Here is an 18,446-nt window from a genome sequence, read left to right as displayed (position 1 = left end):
ATGGGTGTCGAATACGTATTGATTGGCCTGATTCTGGTTTGCGGTTTCTATGTCGCATGGAATATCGGAGCCAACGATGTGGCCAACGCTATGGGAACTTCTGTCGGATCCGGAGCACTGACGTTGAAATGGGCTGTCGTTCTGGCGGCCGTATTTGAGTTCGCAGGCGCGTACATCGTCGGTTCGAATGTCTCGAAGACGGTCCGCAAAGGCATCTTCGATCCGATGGAAATTGCCAATGCGTATTCGCCGGAGCACGCCCCCTACATTTTGGCTTGCGGGATGATCGCGGCGCTGATGGCTGCCGGAACCTGGTTGCTGATTGCGACGTGGATGTCCTGGCCGGTTTCGACAACACACTCGATCGTCGGTGCAGTGGTTGGATTTGGAGTCCTGGCTCTCGGATACAATGGTGTACTTTGGAACCAGGTTGGCTTGATCAGCGCGGGCTGGGTCATTTCTCCATTGATCTCGGCAACTGTCGCTTACATCGTGTTTGGGGTGCTGTTGAAAACGGTGTTCTATAAACGTAACCCGGTCGCGGCAGCGCGGCTCGTTGCACCGCGACTGGTTTTCATCCTGATGTTCGTCATGACGGGACTGACTTGCTACAAAGGCCTCAAGCCGATGTGGAAGAGGCTCGAAATGGATCCTCAAGAGCCTTTCTTCATGCTGAGCATTGCCGGTATCGCAGCGGTCCTCGGGCTGATTGGATTCATTATTACGAAACTGGCCTTGCGTAATTCAGTTTCGAAATCTGACGAAGGGGCCAAGGGCAACAACCCGATCCTGGACGCTGACGTTTCACGCTCTTTGGCCAAGACGATCAAGCACCTGCAACGTGTGAAGATCAATTCGGCTGGTGAGCTGCAAGACAAAGCCTCCAGCCTGCTGAGCGAAGCCCGATCGATGCAGGACCTGACGCTCCAGCGAATTACGACGAACACCGATTCTGATGAGCTACGACAGGTCGAGAAGATTTTTAGTGTGCTGCAAATATTCACAGCCTGTCTGGTCGCTTTCGCCCACGGATCCAACGATGTCGCCAACGCGATCGGACCGCTATCAGCGGCCTATCAGGCAGTTACCGAACATGCGATCTCCAAGACCTCCAGCACTCCAGCCTGGGCATTGCTGTTGGGCGGTTTCGGCATCGTGATTGGATTGGCGACGTGGGGTTGGAAAGTTATCAAAACGGTTGGCGAGAAGATCACTGAGCTCACTCCCAGTCGCGGTTTTTGCGCGGAGTTCGCTGCGGCGATCACGATTCTGCTGGCCTCAGTATTGCCGATTGGACTTCCGATCTCGACGACCCATACATTGGTTGGTGCCGTTCTTGGAGTTGGACTCGCCCGTGGACTTAACGCTTTGAACTTGAAAACAATGCGAGACATCCTTGCGGGTTGGGCGATCACGATCCCGGCAGGTGCAATACTTTGCATGTTGTTTTACTTCATCCTGAAATTGATCTTCATTGATTCCAGCTGGATCGACACGATTGCAGCGCCGACGGATTTGGCGACCTAGCTATCAGGACGGACCGGCAGGTTTCGATTCGGTGCGACTGTTTGAGCAAGTTCGCTTTCGCGGTCACAAATCTCGAAACAAGTTCGAAGCCAAATCGTGCGTGATCGAGTCGATCGGCGGTTTCGACGCCCAGATACAAGTGTTCGCGCAGTGACACTAAAGGGCGTACACACTTCGCCCCAAGCTCTCCTTCGGCGAATTTGCCAATGCAGTTTTGCTCGCACATCTGCGCGCCCGGCTGATACGGTCGATTGTTGAAGCGGCCAACTGCCGAAGCGGCACCCTGCCGGTTGTGGCAAAAACGGCGTTTACGTGCAACTTTCAGCGTTTCTGTGGGTATTTCAAAATATCTCTGTGACGATTTCGAAGTGGATCGTTCTTTCAGTAGAGCCCCTACATGGAACACCGATGTCGATGCCGTTCGAATCGGCGATGAGTGACGCAAAGGAATTCGTGTCCGAAACCGCCGAGCCAAATCCTGAAACGGAAACTGGTGAATCGTGTGCGATTGATGCACGATTCTTCGACCAGTATGCGCATCAAGCGACGCGATATGCGATGTCGCTGGTTCAGTGCTGGGCGGATGCGGAAGAGGTTACACAGGAAGCATTTTGCAAGTTGATTCAGAAAAGGACGATCGCGGCGGTGAGTAGCGAATCAGCGGCAAAAGCGATTCTGTTCACGACGGTGCGAAACCTTTCGGTGGATCAGTTGCGAAAGCATGGTCGCCGCAAGTTTGAACCGTTTGACGAACATGTGATTAAACAGAGTGACGGCGGGCTCTCGGATTCGGGCCTGGAAAAACTGGAATCCGGGATCAACCAGGCGATTTTGGATTTACCGGACGAGTGGGCTGATTCGTTGCAACTGAAAGTTAACGGAGGGCTGAGCTACGAAGAGATCGCAGAAGTGCTTTCGGCGACAAAGAACCAGGTTCGCATTTGGATCTTTCGCGCAAGAAAACAGCTGCAGGCAGAGCTGAAAAAGTCAGGTCTTTTGGAGACGCAATGATGAACTTATCAAATCAAACCTGTGAAGATTTCGAGCCACTGGTCAGTGCCATGATCGATGGCGAACTCTCCGCCAGCGAACTGTTGCTGGTCAACGGTCACCTGGAAGGCTGTGAATCCTGTCGGCGGCTGCGAGCTGAGTTCGTGACACTCGACGCATCGATTTCATTGCAAACTCTCGCTGGCGAGGAACGCGAAAATACACTGACGGAAACGTTCGTTGTGACTCGTCAGAAGCAGTCGATCAGAAACTGGATGTCCGTTTGGCGCCTGATCCCCCTGGCAGGCGTTGCGGCGTTGATGATCGGCCTGTTTCTGGTGACAACGCATTCGGCTCCGCAAGCGACCGCCGAGCAACTGACTCCGGAACAGTTCGTCAAACCAATGACAGACCTTAACCGCATCAATCATCAGCAACAACGGGATCAGGAATTGATGCTACGCACACTGGGCATGGACTTGCGTTCGCTCAAGCTGGAACTGAAACAGCTGGAAAACACAGGACCGGAAGATCGTACCCGGTTTGAAAATCAGATCGAAGCGATGCTGAAACGCGTCGAGCAGTTCGAAGACCAACAATGAAGCGTCCGTTGCCGAGACCTTGAGACGATTGCCGAATTCGGCGCCGGACGATGGACTTCAACCACCAAACATTCACCCCATTTTTACGTGGAGATTCACGATGAAACATACGTTCCGATACTTGATTCTGTCGCTGGTGGCGATGTATCCCTCAATGCAGCTTCCTTCGACTTCGGTCGCTCAGGAGGAAGACGAAACCGTTGAGCTGGTGGTCATCGATGAAGAGGAAGAGGACGAAGAGCATGAACATGTGCACGAACATGAAGACGGCATTCGAATCGTTATCAACGGCAATGAGCTGGAGATCGACGAAGAGCAGATTGAGAGTCTGATTGAGGTGAGCAGTGAAGAGCTTGAAGCGTGGGCGGAGCGGCATGCCGACGCGTGGGAGCAATGGGCTGAGAAGTTCGAATCCAAAATGGAACGCTGGGCTGAGGAAACAGAAGAGGATTGGGAAGAGTGGGCCGAGCAGTATTCTGGCCGCTGGGAGGAATGGAGCGAGAAGCTTGAAGCCGGCGAAATCAAAGGCGCTGAACTCGGCAAGTTGATGGAAAACAATCTTGAAATGCTCAGCGATATGCCGCTGGGAGAATTGATCGAGGGAGCACTCAAAAACAGCCTTGGCGAACTCGATGATGCTCCTTTCGATAGTCTGGATGAACTTGGCGACATCGTCGGTGGCGCGATCGAACAGTCTCTTGAATCGCTCGAGCACGAACTTGATGGCGGCATCTCAGGACTGAAGATTGACGTGGTCACGGGCAAGCATCGTCGCGGCACTCAGAACGTGCATGAAGCGGTTGCAAAGCTGCAGGAGTCGATTGAAAAGAAGCGTAACCAACTGGAAAAAGATGCGGACAAGAAGCTGGGCCGGATGACGGCGTTGTTGGAACGAAAAGGAGATCTGGACGAGGAAGACATCGAGGCGATCGTGCTCAAGCTTCGAGATGAGTTGTCAGCGTCGAACGAGAAAGAGCTTGCCCGTGAGATTCGGAAGCTGAAGCAGCAGCAACACATTCTGGAACAGGAAGTGGAAACGGGACATAAAGCGCGAGCCGCCCAGGAAAATGCACTTCGCGCACTTGAGAAAGCTCGTGCCGTTCAGGAGATGGCTCGCGGTGCTCAGAAGAAAGCCCGTAGCTCTCAGGAAAAGTCTTTGCAAGAGGTCGAACTGGCTCGGAAGATTCAGGAAGATATTCGCATGAAGATGTTGGAAGAGCGTAAGGCGATGGTGAAGGCGAAGCGAGAGAAAGCTGAAAAGAAAATGGCAGCGGACAAGGCGAAATCCGAAATGGATAGCCTGGAAGCGATCTATCAAAAGCTGAAGGATGAGAAGGAGAGCCTTGAGGTGAAGGAGTCCGAGATCGAAAAAATGCGTCGCGAAATCCGTGAGCTTCGGGAGGAGATCCAGCAACTGAAGAAGGACCAGAAGTAGCCTTTTCACGCCGGAACACCCACGCCGTTTCTGTGCGTGATCGCGAAGCGAGAGCCCCAACCGACTCTTGCTTCGCTTTTTCATGCGCTACGGTGGTTCAAACGTTGGCTTCGCTGCGATCACACTGCCGGTGGTGTTTGGCTGGGGCGGCGAGAACGTGTCTCGATTGCTGAACTCTTTGACTCCCCCTTTCCACGACGCGTCCGGGCAGCACAATGTGGGGATGGACCTGATAAAAATTCAAAACGCAATCGCCTGGCGTGGATCGACCAAAGTCTTCGACGGGCTGAACCTTAGCATTCCCTCCAACTGCAGTACCGCAGTGTTGGGGCCCAATGGCGCTGGCAAATCGACGTTGATGCGGATCATCACAAAAAAGATCTACCCGAATCCGACGCCGGGTTGTGTGGTTGAGATTTTCGGCAAAAGTCGCTGGAACGTTTGGGAGCTGCGGAAACAACTGGGGATCGTATCCCAGGACTTGCAGCATTCATATCGCGATGACGTCAACGGTTTTGATGTGGTGGCCTCGGGTTTCTACAGCACTGTTGGCATTCCGGACCATTTACACGTCGACGAGCAACAGAAAGATCGTGTCGATTCGTTGCTGAACGAACTGCAGATCGATTCGTTGCGTGACAAACGCTATGCGGCGATGTCGACCGGTGAGCAGCGTCGCTTCCTGATGGCCCGAGCACTCGTTCACGACCCGCAGACGCTTGTCTTTGACGAGCCGACTTCAGGCTTGGACATTCCGGGAATCTTTCACTATCTCAAAACGGCCAGGCGTCTGATGCAGTCGGGCAAGACGTTGGTCGTCGTGACTCATCACGTGCACGAGATTCCACCAGAAGTCAGCCATCTCGTGCTGATGAAGAACGGCGATGTGATGCAGGCCGGACCAAAGGCTGATTTGCTGTGCGATGAAACGATCAGCGAACTGTTCGATGTGCCGCTGAAGGTTGTGGAAACCGATGGGTATTTTCAGGTACTGCCAGCCTGATCCGGTGCAGATTTCGGTGGCATAGGCTTCCAGCCGGTATGCGATGTTGTACATAGCATGCGACATAGATGGTCGAGGTGGTTGGCAATCGAGACTTCAGCTGCGCAAGGATCGATCACAGGCTGGAAGCCTATGCCACCGCTGCAATCACGAACCGTGTTCTTCAGGCGGATCAAGCTTCAACATCTTGCAATGCTCTTTCATCCGCCGCGCTTTCTCAAAGCACTCCCGGATCTTCTCTTCCAGCAACGCGGTCAATTCGTCATCCGAAAGATCAGCATACTCTTCCGGCTCAATCGGATCCCCAAACACAACGTTGATCGTAGCGCCAAAATTTGGCCACGGCGAATGACGGGGCAACGCATCCCAGGCTCCATCGATTGCCACAGGCATAATGGTGACTTTCGTTTTCTTCACCAACGTGCAGAAACCACGCTTGATCGGCAACAACTCGCCATCGCGGGAACGGGTTCCTTCAGGAAACATGACGACCGATTCTTTCTTCTTCAGTCGCTTGAGCGTTTCCTTGATTCCGCCAAGCCCTGTTGCTTCGCGATCGAGTTCAATGGCGTCGTTCCAACGCAAAAACCAACCCAGGGGCGGAAACTTGAACAGCTGTTTCTTGGCCAAATAGTTCACTGGCCGAGGGCAAGCACAGCCCAAGATTAATGGATCAAGGTTGCTCTGGTGGTTCGAGCAAACCAACATTGGACCCGTTCGCGGATACCGTTTCATCCCGTCGATGCGGATGCGATACGGCAACATGTTGATCCGAAAGAACCATCGCACGATGGACTGAGCGAATCGGATCGGAGGCGAACGTCTGGTTTTATCCGAGGGGTCTGACATGGGTGCACAGTTTACTCGATCGCGCCGCGAATTCCATGCTTGACCATTTGTAATGACCGCAACAGGAAATTCTATTTGCGAAACAAGCCTTGCCAACGATCGGGGACTTTCTTGCGTTGCTTCTTGCCAATCTGTACCGATGGCTGAGACGAAAAATTGAAACCGTCGCGAAACCATGGCCGGCTGTAGACGAGATACAAAATCGGACGCACGGTATCGCTATTGTTTGCCATACCGCCGTGAATCACACGATAGTCCATCATGTAGGCGTCACCCAACTTCGTCACAGGCATCTCGGCATCAGAGTAGTCAGCCGCTTCCATCAACTGCGACAGTTGCTGCAGCCGATTCGGATCGCTATGCGAACCAGGCCAGATCGCGGTTGGGCCAATCTCCGGGGTCACGTCAACGAGCGGAACGACGAGAGTAACGGCGTACGGCGGCAGCAACTGGTTCTGTTCGGCTGGATCGAATAGCGGCGGATGGTCAAGGTGAACAGGCTGGGATTCTGCTCCGGGCCATGCGACGACCGCGCCAAAACTGGCGATTCGGAGATGCGGCGAAAGTAGTCTTTCAAGGATCGGCATCAACTGCGGATTGGCGTAGAGCTCCGGACGGTTGAACGGTTTCTTGATGTCGACGGTGACCATGTAGCGACGGTCTCCGACAACGGCGTCCCGTTTTCTCAGCTCCTTCTTGCTCATCGAAAGATACTTCTCCGCGAACGCGTCCGCCACACTTTGGATCAGTGAGCGGGGAAATGCGTTTTGCAGAAACAGCGTTCCATGTTCGCGAAAAAGCTTGGCGGCTTGGTCGCTCTGGTCTGGATCGGAATCGGAAACGTTGATCTGTGAGTTCATCGCGCGTCAGAAAATTCTGGTTTAAAGCCTGTCCTGCAGTAGATCATAGCCCGAATTTCCGGCGATGCTGAATCGACCGAAGGCTTGATCTTTTCAGGCCGTGACTGCGACGGATCTGCGGCATGAACCGCCGCCACCGTTTCCAGCCGCGCATAGAAAAAGCCGCCCAATGCAAAGGCGGCTCTATCGAAGCGTTTTCGATTGTCACACTGGTTTAATAGTGCGTGTTGTTGTCGCCAAGGTCCGGATCACCGGCCATGTGGAAGTGGTTGTGGTCAATGTAGATGACTTCAACCGCGTCTTCGTCGACAAGCGTGTGCGGAGTCGGATACCCAACGATCTTGCGATCGGTGTAGTACACGGTGCACTTGTAGTGAGCGTGGTGCAATTGGGCCGGACCGATCAGAGGATAAACTCGTGGCGGATCGATATAGTCCGCGATCTTTTCCTTGATGATCTGAACGTTGTTACGCTGATGCTCGTGCAGGAATGGAACACCACCCTGAACCGCATCGGCTCGCTCGAGCGCCCGCATGACTTCGTCGTCACTTGGAGGATCCAAAGCGATTACCTCGCCATTGGTGGCCGGGCCGAGAATTGGAACTCGTCCGTACCGTTCATGAATATGGTATTTGTCTTCCTGAATCTTCTGGAAGTACGGCGATACCGGAATCGGGATGCTGAATATCCCCAGTGATGGGCCAGCAGCTTGAAAACATCCCGAATTTGTTATGGCGGTAGTCGCTGCCAACAGCATGAAGCAAACTGTCAGTCGTTTGGTAAACATCGCAAGTCCTTTATGGTTTATGCATTGCTAGGTCTGATATCGTGTTAAACCTTGCGGGACTTGCGGATTTTATTGTTAGAAACGAAAATTCCGCCCAGATGAAAATGCCAGCACTTCGGTCGTCGATGAACAAGAAACCAAAATCAACCCAGCAAAACCCGGGAAACGTGGACTCGCCGCACGAGATTCGTCCGCGTGGGTTCTCGATGACGCTTGCTATCACATTTGGAATTCTCCAGCTGATTTGGCTGGCCTGGTTGGGATACGTGGCCTGGAAGGTGCTTGCCGGATGAACATTGTCGTGCTCGACGGGAGAGCTCTCGAACCCGAACTACAGAACTGGTCGCCGATTGAAAACGCGATCCCGGGAGCCAATTTTTCCTGGTATCCGACGACGGACGCGGATGACGTCGTGTCGCGATCTGCCGATGCGGAAATTCTCGTGATCAACAAAATCAAGCTTGGCGAGGCCCAGTTTTCCCAGTTGCCGAACCTGAAACTGATCGCCGTGTCTGCGACGGGCTATGACGTTGTCGACCTTGCCGCGGCGGCCAAACATGGCGTCACGGTTTGCAACGTCCCGATCTACAGCACGCAGTCGGTGGCTCAGCATGTGTTTGCGATGCTGCTGGAAGTTTTACACCGACCGTACGAGCACGATCAGGCGATCCGCCGCGGAGACTGGCAAGCCGCCGGTCAATTTACGTTTTGGCTGTCGCCGCTGACGGAATTGGCGGGCAAAAAGTTTGGCGTCGTCGGTTTCGGCCGAATCGGTCAAGCAACCGCGAAACTGGCTCAGGCGTTCGGCATGCAAATTGTGATCAGTAGCCGGACAAAAAAAGAAGTCGCTGGTTTTGAGTCTGCCACATGGTGCGACATCGACGAACTTTTTCAAACCAGTGACGTTGTCAGTCTTCATTGCCCGCAAACGGATTCCAATCGCGGATTTGTAAACCAGAAGTTACTTTCTCAAATGAAGCCGACCGCGGTTTTGGTCAACACGGCTCGGGGTGGGCTGATTGACGAAGCGGAACTGGCTCAATGCCTTAACGATGGCTTGCTCGCAGCGGCCTGCCTGGACGTGGCGACATCCGAGCCCATCAATCCCGACAATCCTCTGCTAACGGCCAAGAACTGTTTGCTCATGCCGCACATCGCGTGGACGACGGTTGAGGCCCGCTCGCGATTGATGAACTATGTTGCCGAAAACATTCAGGCTTTCGTTTCTGGCAACCCGATCAACGTGTTGTAGATCCGTAGAACAGGGTCTGCACGGTTTTGTGCAGTCTCAGATCCGCATCCGCCTGCCAAAACCTACACGGCACCATACGCCACCATCGTATCAGCGACCTTGATAAACCCGGCAACGTTCGCGCCCGTCACGTAGTCAATATTGTCTTTGGGCAGCTCGCCGGTGGATCCATGCTTGACACATTTTTCGTGAATGTCTTTCATGATCCCCAGCAATTTCTCGTCGACCTCGGCGCGAGACCACGACATCCGCAACGCGTTCTGGCTCTGCTCCAGCCCGGAAACAGCGACTCCTCCTGCGTTCGCAGCCTTCGCCGGACCGAACATGACGCCGGCTTTCATCAAGTGATGCATGGCGTCGAACTCGGTTGGCATGTTCGCGCCTTCGCAGACAACTTGCACGTTGTTGTCGGTCAGGTTCTTCGCGTCGTCCAGGCTGATTTCGTTCTGCGTGGCACACGGAATGGCAACATCGCAGTCAACCGACCAGGGCTTCTTGCCTTCGTGAAACGAGGCCGATGAGAACTCGTCTGCGTACTCTGAGATTCTGCCTCGCCGCACCTCTTTGAGCTGTTTGACGAATTCCAGTTTCTCGGGCGTGATACCGTCGGGGTCGTGAATGAATCCGGACGAATCAGAAAGCGTAAGGACTTTCGCACCAAGCTCTGTCGCTTTTTCAGCCGCGTAGGTTGCCACGTTCCCGGAGCCCGAGATAACAACGTCCTTTCCGTCCAGGCTGTCGTCGCGATGGTTGAGCATTTCCTGGCAGAAGTATACGCATCCATATCCGGTTGCTTCGGTGCGAATCAGGCTGCCGCCGAAGGAGAGCCCCTTGCCTGTCAGCACGCCGTGGAACTGGTTTTGAAGTCGTTTGTACTGTCCGTACAGATAGCTGATTTCCCGAGCCCCGACGCCAATGTCTCCTGCCGGCACGTCTTTGTCGGGACCGATGTGACGAAACAGTTCGATCATCATCGACTGACAGAAGCTCATGACTTCGTTGTCACTTTTGCCTTTCGGGTTGAAGTTCGCTCCACCTTTCGCGCCGCCCATCGGCAATCCGGTCAGGCTATTTTTCAACGTCTGCTCGAAACCCAAAAACTTCAGCACACTCAGCGTTACGGTAGGGTGAAAGCGCAAGCCGCCTTTGTAGGGCCCGATGGAATTGTTGAACTGAACGCGCCACGCCCGATTGACCCGGATGTTCCCATGGTCGTCTCGCCACGTGACTCGAAAAGTGATGATTCGATCGGGCTCGCTCATCCGTTCGAGAATTTGATGCTGCAAGTAGTCCGGATGATCGAGCACGAACGGCATAACTGTAGAAACAAATTCTTTGACGGCTTGATGAAATTCAGGTTGCCCCGGATTTCGTTTCTCCAAGCCCGCCATGAAGCAGTCCACATCTGTGCATTTTGCCATCCACATATCATTCACCCGTGATCTATTTTGCATTTCGTTTGTTTTGCTTTCCTGGAAGACGCAGCCAGACAGTCAGACTTACAAAGATTCTTCAGAGTCAAATCGTAGGTTGAGCCGTCCTTCGGAAGCCGCCCTGTCCATTGAGGTTAACCCGCAGCGGAACCGGGCAACCAACGCTCATTCCGCACCCATCGAACGGTTTGAGGGCCCAGCGACCGCATTGGATCGTAACTGTCGATTCGAGACTATTGACGAATCACCCAATGTTTCCGTCTAGGCCAATACCGCAAATTTCTGTAACTTCCGCCGAAAAGCAGGAATTGTGGAAATGGGACGAAGCGGCTGGCCAAGCTCACGAATGATGATCGCGTGCGGGCTATTGATCATGCTCGTCGCGTATTCGGGCTGCGCCGCAAGGAAGCTTTCTCGAGTACTGATGCCGACTCCGATCGCGTTGACGTTAGGTTTGCCGCAACCCGGTGGCGACCTGAGCATCGGTTGCGCAAGCGCCGAAGAACTTGCTCCGATTTTCGTCGTCAGCGGAAGAGACATTCGCGATCCCAACAACACACTCGATCCGTTTGGATCGGATCGACAGCGTATCCCGGCGCTGGGCATCGCTTACGTCGGCATTGGTTCGGGACTCAGCGCCGACGAACTTTTGGAAGAAACGACGGGCGAAAAACGGCACAAACGAGCCAAGGTCGTCTTTGACCGATTCGAATTAAGCAAAGCTGGTTTGGCGGTTGATCCGTGGCTGGTCAAGGATAACGTGGTTCGCCATCGAGAGAATCCCTGGGTGCAAGCCGTCAAAGCCCAGATGGAACATTCGGCAAGTCGCAACGTGACGATCTTTGTCCACGGCTATAACACCGAGTTCATCGACAACACATTGCTGGCCGGAGAGATCTTTCACTACATGGGCCGCAAAGGCGTGATGATCAGTTTCGAATGGCCGTCGGAGTCGCGCGTGCTGGGCTACATTCAGGACAAAGGAAACGCAACCTACAGCACTCGGCAATTCCGCGCGATCATTTCCAACATCGCCAAAGAATGCGAAGTCGATTCGATCACCATCATTGCTCACAGTGCCGGATCGCCAATCGTGGTCAATGCGTTGCGAGAAATTCGGCTGCTGGAATTCGACATGCCCGCCGAACAGGTTCGATCCAAGTATCGCATCGGCCGCGTTGTTTTGGCCGCGCCGGACATGGATGTGATGTCGTTTACCAACGCGGTCCACGATCGCTTCTACGAATTGACTTCCGGAGTCGCGGTTTACGCTTCGCAGAAAGATCGTGCTCTGGGCTTGTCGGAAAAAATTTACGGAAACTCAAGACTCGGCCGAGCCGTCGGGAAGCTGGATCCGTGGGAGCAGGAGCTTTTGCAGAAGGTGCCGAAGATCGAGATGGTCGACGCGTCACGCGCGGACAAACAGTACCGCAACGTGCTGGGGCACAGCTATTTCCATCGCGATCCTTGGGTTAGCTCAGACATCGGCTCGTTCATCATCGGACAGACTCCGTCGCAGCGCGGACTGGACAAGGACGCGGCAGGCGTATTTTGGAAGTTTCCGCGAGACTATCCTGATCGGTTGAAGCGACAGATAGCGACCGGATTCAATCGGTAAGCGAATTGTCACGGAGCCGAACAGCGGACCTCAAAATCCAAAATCTTTCATTTGAATTTCATGCTCTTCGGAATCAAACGGCACGAAGCAGGGCGTTGTGTGCTGCAAGAACTCCTCGTTGATCGCGTCGAACGTTTCCTCCGCCCGCTGCTCTCCCATCGCGAAAAGCTTGGGGATATTCTCGACGTCATCGAGCCCCCATTTTTCTTCCATCCGAAAGTTAACGTGCCGATAGCGGTCTCCGAGGAAGAACTTCAGTGGCAAATGAACGCCTTGAGACTGCGACGTTCCCATCACGTCGGCGATTCGGCTGGCCCAAAACAAAATGCCGGCATCGTCTCCGGGAGGCGACAGCGAAAATTCGGCTCGACCAGTGCCAACCGAAAGCAGGTGGATATCGTTAGTGACGATCGACGCTGCAGGATCTTGCTGCTTTTCAAACTGCTGGATCCGAATTGCTTCGGCGATCGCCAACATGCTTGGATCCGCCGCCCAAACTCCTCCGTCCACAAATGCGTTGTCGCCGATTTGCCGATGCGGAAAATAGGTCGGCGCAGCTGTGGTCGCAATCACGGCTTCGGCGATTCGAATGTCTTTGTCGTGGACGGCTTTGGGCAGATGCGTCGAACGAAAAACATGCGGTTCCCCTTTAGTCAAATTTACTGCCGGCATGATCAATCGAGTGCACTTGATATCGCCAAGAGTATGATCGCCGAAACCCTTGCGAAACGAATTTTCCAACGCATGCGGGCAATAGCGGGCTCGAAACGCGGCGTCGAGACTACCGCCCGTTCGCTTTTTGAAAATCCAGTTCATTGCTGGAAACCAAAACCGGGAATGTCCCTTGGCTCGATACGGTTCTCGCTCTGTAAAAATCGACGCGCCGTAGTCCACGTAGAACTGATGCATTTCGTCAGCGGAGAGCCCGAAGGCCAATCCTGCTGCGATGATTCCGCCAGTGGAGGTGCCTGCAATCAGATCGAAACAGTCCGCGATCGGTCGCCCGAGTTTTTGTTCCAGCTCTTTCAAATAGCTGGTCACGAACGCGCCGCGAATGCCGCCGCCGATCAATGAAAGGATTTGAAATCTTGCCACCGTCGATCCTTGATGGTTGGAAAAAGCTGAAGGGGGGCGCCGATAACATGCGGCGAACGGGGAGGGATAGTGCGAACGTGAGCGAACGAAAAACAAAACCGGAATTGCAGCAAACGGTAAAGAACTCGTTCAGCGATTTACTTTGACATCAGGAATCCGAACAAATCGATTTTCTCTTTTGCTGTTAGCTTGTCCAGCAGTTTCTCTGGCATCAAGGACAGTTCCGTTTGTTTGATGTCTTCGACCGAATCGACTTCCAGCGTCAACAACTCTTCCTGCGTCTGCAGCTTCAACGTCTGGCCGTTGTTGTCCATCACGACACCGGTTAGCAATCGACCGTCCTCCATTGCCAGAACCGACGCGCGATAGGTCGTCGCGACGGTAGCGCTGGGATCGACGATGTTCTCCAACAGGTAATTTAAATTCTTGCGATCGGCACCGGTCAAGTCCGGACCGATGTTACCACCTGCGCCGAACATGGCGTGGCAAGTCGCACAGTGTTGTGTGAACAGCTTTTTGCCGGAAGCGATGTCGGACTTCGCAATCGCTTCGGGGCTCATCGTTTTGCGAAGTTCGGCGATCTGAGCCAATCGTTCCTGATCCGTTTCGCGGACCTTGCCCCACGCTTTCGTCAGCTTTTCTGTCAGCGCCGCGTCGTCGAACATCTGAATCTGCCTCGCATGAAACGCCGTGACCACCGAAGAAGGGACTCGGCCATTCTCGACTGCGTTCAACAGGCGTTTCGACCACGGCTTGCGACTGCAGAGCGTGTCGATGGCGTTGCGTTTGCCTTCGGTCGTGAGTCGTTTGAACTCGCGAAGGATCAGTTGAGCCACTTCTTCTTCGCTACAGACCGCCATCGATTTCACGACCGCCTGGCTGACCAAGCGGTCGCCGACTTGTCCTTTGAGCACTGGAAACAGTGTCTTCGGATCGCCAAACTGAGCCAGCGACAGAATCGCTTGCTGTCGAGCCGAAGCGTTGGCGTCTTTGTTCGTAGCCAACTTCATCAAGCGATCCATCGAAAGTCCGTCGCCGAACACCGGGCTGATGTCTTCGATCAGTTTTGCAGAATCGTCGTCGAAGTCGCTGGCTTTGGCGACCAGAGTCGCCCATGAAGAGGGCGCTGTCATTTGCTTGCGTCCTTCGATCGCCATTTTGATGCCGTAAAAGAGATCTTGTACGTTTGGCATCTCACCAGCCAACGCGTGCTTCACGAGTCTTTCCAACATCTCGTCCTGCTTTTCCGGATCGCAAGCCAACCGACGAACGATATTGCGACGGAGCAATTGACTTTTGCTGGCGGCGAACAAGTCCATTGCATTGTTAAAATCGCCAACGATGAAAGGTTCGATCTGATACCAAATCAGTTTCGGTTGGACTCGGTCATTCATGTCTGTTTCGACAGCCGCCAGCCGCTTGGCGACTTCGAACGCGTCGGCGGGAGGAAGACGCTGGATTGATGAAGCAACATACAATCGAACCAGCGAAGACGAATCGCGGGACATCGTTTTGATTTGTTCAATACTCCATCTTGACTGCTTTGCACGATCAGCAAGTAGCCGTACTTTCCATACCCGGATACTCTCAATCGAAGAATCGGGTAACCTTTGAAGTACCGCCTCATCACTATTCGCGATACAGAAAAGAGTCCTGAGGGCATTCAGACGGACGGGAGCCATCAGTTCGTCGTCATATGCGATCGACAAAATCCTCGTGCCTCTGCCGAGCCTCGCCTCCAGATCAATGTTTTCTGTAGCAGTCGCAATGCTTCGTTCAATCAAAATCCGCTGCGCCATCCGCGGGTACCACGCATTCTTGTGCCCCAGAAGCTCGATCAACTTTTCATCGGAAAGCTTTTCCAAATCTTCGAACTCTGGCTTCTTCGGCGTTCCGTATGAAATCTTGAAAATGCGTCCGCTCGTTCGATGAATTCCATCGTTTTCATGGCACTCGCCAATGTCCGACCAGTCCAACACATACACGCCGCCGTCGGGTCCGTAAGTCAACTCCACGCCACGAAACCACGGATCGGCCGTCTGAAAAACATCCGGCGCGTGCTTGCCGACGAATGAATTGCCTTCGCGGACAAGCGTCTCTTGATTGATCCGTCGGCCATGAAAGTTCAGCGTAAACAATTGCCCGCGAAACTTCTCCGGCCAGTTGTCGCCCTGGTAAATCATCATGCCACTGTGAGCATGTCCGCCGCCGGCTTTGTTAGTCGCATCGGATCCTGTTCCAGCGTCGCCGACAACACCTTTCTTTGCGTCGAACCACTTCTCGCCTGATCCCCAGTGAACATGGTCCGCCGTTTGATCGATCGTTTGCCACGTGTACGGATTGAAGTGCGAACCATACATGCGGTTGTAGCGAGCCCCCGGGACGACATGAAACAAATGCCCAATCACCGTGTTGATAAAGAACATTTCTCCATGCTGATCGAAATCGAATCCCCAGGAATTGGTTCCTCCTTCGCAAACGATTTCAAACACATCGCGTTCCGGATGGTAGCGCCAGATGCAGCAGTTCATCGGCGTCCGCTGTGACATCGTCGCACCCGGTTTGCCGACGTGCGAAACCGCCTGGATTCCATGACGACTGTACAGCCAACCGTCGGGTCCCCAGCGGAGTCCATTCACAAGGTTGTGTCGGATCACATCGTCCTCGAACCCATTCAGGATGACTTTCGGAGGCCCGTCGGGAACGTCATCACGGTCTGCGTCGGGAATGAAGATGAACTCGGGCGCGGCGGTCAGCCAAACACCGCCGCGGCCCAGTTCGATGCCGGTGAGTTTGTTACCTTTGTCCCAAAAGATCTTTCGCGTGTCGAATTTGCCATCGTTGTCTTCGTCTTCAAAGATCACGACGCGATCAAAGAGCTCGTTGTTGAAGTTCTCTTTGCGATCCGAGTACGTGTAGTTCTCCACCACCCATAAACGGCCCTTTGAATCGAACGTCATCGCGATTGGCTGATGCACATCGGGCTCGTGCGCGAACAGCGTGACCTCGAAGCCCTCCGGAACGTCCATCATTTCCAACGCTTTGTGCGGCGGCGTGAACGGAATGGCTTCGTCTTGCGTATTCGGATATTCCTGTGCGGAAACAGAGCAGCAAAACGAAAGCAAAAGAAGCAGCGACATGCACTGCTGTCCGATACGAAAAAACATGGTCAACGTTCCTTACGACGAATGGTTGCCGCCATTTTAGCGTCCAGCGGAGCCGTCGTGTGAGCGCTGCGGTGTGGGCCGCCTGAAACACATCAATGGCGCGCAGCCAAATCGCGAAAAAGAGACAGGGGGCTGCACGGTTGGACAGCGCTTGTGAATTTACCGAAGTCGCCGACTTCGGACTTTGGTGTTTCTCTGGATAACGCAGCTCAAGCATGACGCTTGGCATTTCAAAACCGCTATCCACGAATCCAGTGCTTTCAAAAGGACTCTTTGCGACGTAACGGAATTTTGCTAGTTACCAACAGTTTGTTACATAAATTATACCTCGTTCGTGTCATGAAATTCGTTGAAACTTGTTGGTTGAGCTGCCTGGCGTTTCTGCTTCTGAGCAGCAACACGCTTGCTTTTGCACAGATTTTTGACTCGCTGCAGCCCTCCCAGAATGCGAGCACATGGAATCTGAGCGATACACAAGCGGTGCCGTCGTCTCAGGAGATTTCCAGCCAAACTTTCCTGATCGATGACGGCAGTTCTGATCCGGCAAACCCGATCAGCAGCGACGACGATTCCAAAAAGTTTCCAACGGCAAGCGTAACTGGATTCTTTCATTTGGATGCGGGTTGGTTTTCGCAAGACGATTTGAATCGAGCCACGCTGGGCGATATCAACGATGGGCTGGGTTTTCGAAGAGCAAGGCTCGCGGCGAAGGGTTTTGTCGCTGAAGACATTCAGTACATTCTTGAATTCGACTTCGCGCAAAGCCAGGCCCGATTTGTTGACGTCTGGATGCAGATCAATAACACGAAGTTGGGCAACCTCCGCATCGGTCGATTCCGCCAACCTTTCGGCATGTCAGAACTGACCAGTGTTCGCGAACTTCCGTTCCTTGAGCGACCGGTGACTTTCACGCAGACTCCGTTTCGGCAGACCGGCGTGATGCTGTTCGACACCCGGCCTGATGAATCGGGAACGTGGGCCATCGCGGGCTACCGTTTTCTCAGCGACAACTTTGGGAACGTTTTCGCTGATACCGGCGGTTATGGAATGGCGACACGTCTGACCAGGATTGCGTTCGAATCCGGTGAGAATCGGTTGGTCCATTTCGGCGTCGACTACAGCTATAACGATCCGGGTCGAGGAAACATTCAATTGGTCAGTACCAACGAGATCTTTCTGGCACAGAACCCAAACCTTGGACCGGCGGGCCTGAGCGTTTTGCCGATCGAGGGCGTGACGCCGTTCGTCAACACGGGCGTGCTGTCTGTTGACGAAGCTCAGTTTCTGAATTTCGAATCTGCGATCGCGTTGGGCAGAATGGCAATTCAGGGAGAAGCCCGTTGGGTTCAGGCTCTGCTCACGAGCGGCGAAAGGGCTCTGTTTCCCGGAGCCTACGCTCAAGTTCGCTACATGCTGACTGGTGAGCAGATTCCGTACGTAAAAAAGAACGGAGTGTTTGGGCGAATCGATCCGCATAGCCCTTGGACGACAAATGGCGGCAGCGGAGCTTTGGAATTGGTCGGGCGTGTTTCGCATATCGATTTGAACGATGCGAGTATCGAAGGCCGTCGTTTGACTGACTTCACGGCGGGATTGAACTGGTACTTGAATGCGAATACCAAATTCCAATTCAACTACATCCACTCTCGTTTGACAGATCTATCTCTTGGAGACAGCGAAGCCAATACGTTTGGCGTCAGAGCGCAGTTGGACTTTTAGAGGCAGTTTCAAAGCCTTGTGGCTGCGGCGTCTCGCCGCAGTCAATACCAGAAATACTGCGGCGAGACGCCGCAGCCACTACCAGGTGATCAGTTTTGAAACTGGCTCT

15 protein-coding genes are annotated in these 18,446 nt (G+C 53.7%); 9 read left to right on the top strand and 6 right to left on the bottom strand.

The annotated features are described in order from the left end of the window. The 5 genes from MFFC18_RS09315 (at nucleotide 1) to MFFC18_RS09295 (ending at nucleotide 5,557) form a co-directional block, all read left to right on the top strand. Entirely contained in the window at nucleotides 1–1,527 is a 1,527-nt protein-coding gene (locus tag MFFC18_RS09315) for an inorganic phosphate transporter (protein ID WP_075082230.1), read from the top strand. Between the two features lie 408 nt (nucleotides 1,528–1,935). Then, entirely contained in the window at nucleotides 1,936–2,538 is a 603-nt protein-coding gene (locus MFFC18_RS09310) for an RNA polymerase sigma factor (RefSeq protein WP_075082228.1), read from the top strand. Further along, the gene (locus tag MFFC18_RS09305; RefSeq protein WP_084416775.1) at nucleotides 2,535–3,119 is read left to right on the top strand and encodes a zf-HC2 domain-containing protein; all 585 of its coding nucleotides are present in this window, start codon (nucleotides 2,535–2,537) and stop codon (nucleotides 3,117–3,119) included. The genes MFFC18_RS09310 and MFFC18_RS09305 overlap by 4 nt, the downstream gene beginning before the upstream one ends. A gap of 100 nt (nucleotides 3,120–3,219) precedes the next feature. Then, on the top strand, nucleotides 3,220–4,554 hold the full coding sequence (locus MFFC18_RS09300) for a coiled-coil domain-containing protein (protein WP_075082226.1): 1,335 nt from the start codon (nucleotides 3,220–3,222) through the stop codon (nucleotides 4,552–4,554). Nucleotides 4,555–4,621: 67 nt separating this feature from the next. Then, nucleotides 4,622–5,557: an ABC transporter ATP-binding protein gene (locus MFFC18_RS09295; protein ID WP_202907482.1), complete on the top strand. Its 936-nt coding sequence runs from the start codon at nucleotides 4,622–4,624 to the stop codon at nucleotides 5,555–5,557. 147 nt (nucleotides 5,558–5,704) lie between these two features. Here MFFC18_RS09295 and MFFC18_RS09290 read toward each other — a convergent pair whose 3' ends face one another. The 3 genes from MFFC18_RS09290 to MFFC18_RS09280 all read right to left on the bottom strand — a co-directional run bounded on the left by MFFC18_RS09290 (nucleotide 5,705) and on the right by MFFC18_RS09280 (nucleotide 8,053). Then, complete coding sequence (locus tag MFFC18_RS09290) at nucleotides 5,705–6,406, bottom strand: lysophospholipid acyltransferase family protein (protein ID WP_075082225.1); 702 nt, start codon at nucleotides 6,404–6,406, stop codon at nucleotides 5,705–5,707. A gap of 71 nt (nucleotides 6,407–6,477) precedes the next feature. Next, nucleotides 6,478–7,266, bottom strand: a complete 789-nt coding sequence (locus MFFC18_RS09285) for a phytanoyl-CoA dioxygenase family protein (protein WP_075082224.1) — start codon at nucleotides 7,264–7,266, stop codon at nucleotides 6,478–6,480. A 214-nt stretch (nucleotides 7,267–7,480) separates the two neighbouring features. Further along, nucleotides 7,481–8,053, bottom strand: coding sequence for a hypothetical protein (locus MFFC18_RS09280; RefSeq protein WP_075082223.1), 573 nt, complete (start codon nucleotides 8,051–8,053; stop codon nucleotides 7,481–7,483). Nucleotides 8,054–8,178: 125 nt separating this feature from the next. Between MFFC18_RS09280 and MFFC18_RS24900 the strand changes: the two genes are divergently transcribed. Both MFFC18_RS24900 and MFFC18_RS09275 read left to right on the top strand, forming a co-directional pair. Beyond that, a complete protein-coding gene (locus MFFC18_RS24900; RefSeq protein ID WP_157665016.1) occupies nucleotides 8,179–8,346 on the top strand; it encodes a hypothetical protein in 168 nt (55 codons plus the stop codon). Next, entirely contained in the window at nucleotides 8,343–9,305 is a 963-nt protein-coding gene (locus tag MFFC18_RS09275) for a D-2-hydroxyacid dehydrogenase (RefSeq protein ID WP_075082221.1), read from the top strand. The genes MFFC18_RS24900 and MFFC18_RS09275 overlap by 4 nt, the downstream gene beginning before the upstream one ends. Nucleotides 9,306–9,367: 62 nt before the next feature. Here the strand turns inward: MFFC18_RS09275 and gdhA are convergent, their stop codons facing one another. Further along, nucleotides 9,368–10,726 carry an NADP-specific glutamate dehydrogenase gene (gene gdhA, locus MFFC18_RS09270; protein WP_087149595.1) on the bottom strand — a complete coding sequence of 453 codons (1,359 nt, stop codon included), beginning with the start codon at nucleotides 10,724–10,726 and terminating at the stop codon, nucleotides 9,368–9,370. 328 nt (nucleotides 10,727–11,054) lie between these two features. On the opposite strand from gdhA, the gene MFFC18_RS09265 reads away from it, so the two are divergent. Next, entirely contained in the window at nucleotides 11,055–12,356 is a 1,302-nt protein-coding gene (locus tag MFFC18_RS09265; protein WP_075082219.1) for an alpha/beta hydrolase, read from the top strand. A gap of 30 nt (nucleotides 12,357–12,386) precedes the next feature. Here MFFC18_RS09265 and MFFC18_RS09260 read toward each other — a convergent pair whose 3' ends face one another. Both MFFC18_RS09260 and MFFC18_RS09255 read right to left on the bottom strand, forming a co-directional pair. Continuing rightward, nucleotides 12,387–13,451 (bottom strand): CBASS cGAMP-activated phospholipase, encoded by a 1,065-nt coding sequence (locus MFFC18_RS09260; protein ID WP_157665015.1) that lies wholly within the window; start codon nucleotides 13,449–13,451, stop codon nucleotides 12,387–12,389. Between the two features lie 137 nt (nucleotides 13,452–13,588). Beyond that, nucleotides 13,589–16,618, bottom strand: coding sequence for a PVC-type heme-binding CxxCH protein (locus MFFC18_RS09255; protein ID WP_075082217.1), 3,030 nt, complete (start codon nucleotides 16,616–16,618; stop codon nucleotides 13,589–13,591). Between the two features lie 339 nt (nucleotides 16,619–16,957). Here MFFC18_RS09255 and MFFC18_RS09250 point away from each other — a divergent pair, with 339 nt between their 5' ends. Beyond that, nucleotides 16,958–18,337, top strand: coding sequence for an OprO/OprP family phosphate-selective porin (locus MFFC18_RS09250; protein WP_075082216.1), 1,380 nt, complete (start codon nucleotides 16,958–16,960; stop codon nucleotides 18,335–18,337). The last annotated feature ends 109 nt before the right edge of the window (nucleotides 18,338–18,446 follow it).

It is taken from the genome of Mariniblastus fucicola (assembly GCF_008087665.1).
Lineage (GTDB): Bacteria > Planctomycetota > Planctomycetia > Pirellulales > Pirellulaceae > Mariniblastus > Mariniblastus fucicola.
This window is presented reverse-complemented; position numbering and strand designations above follow the sequence as displayed.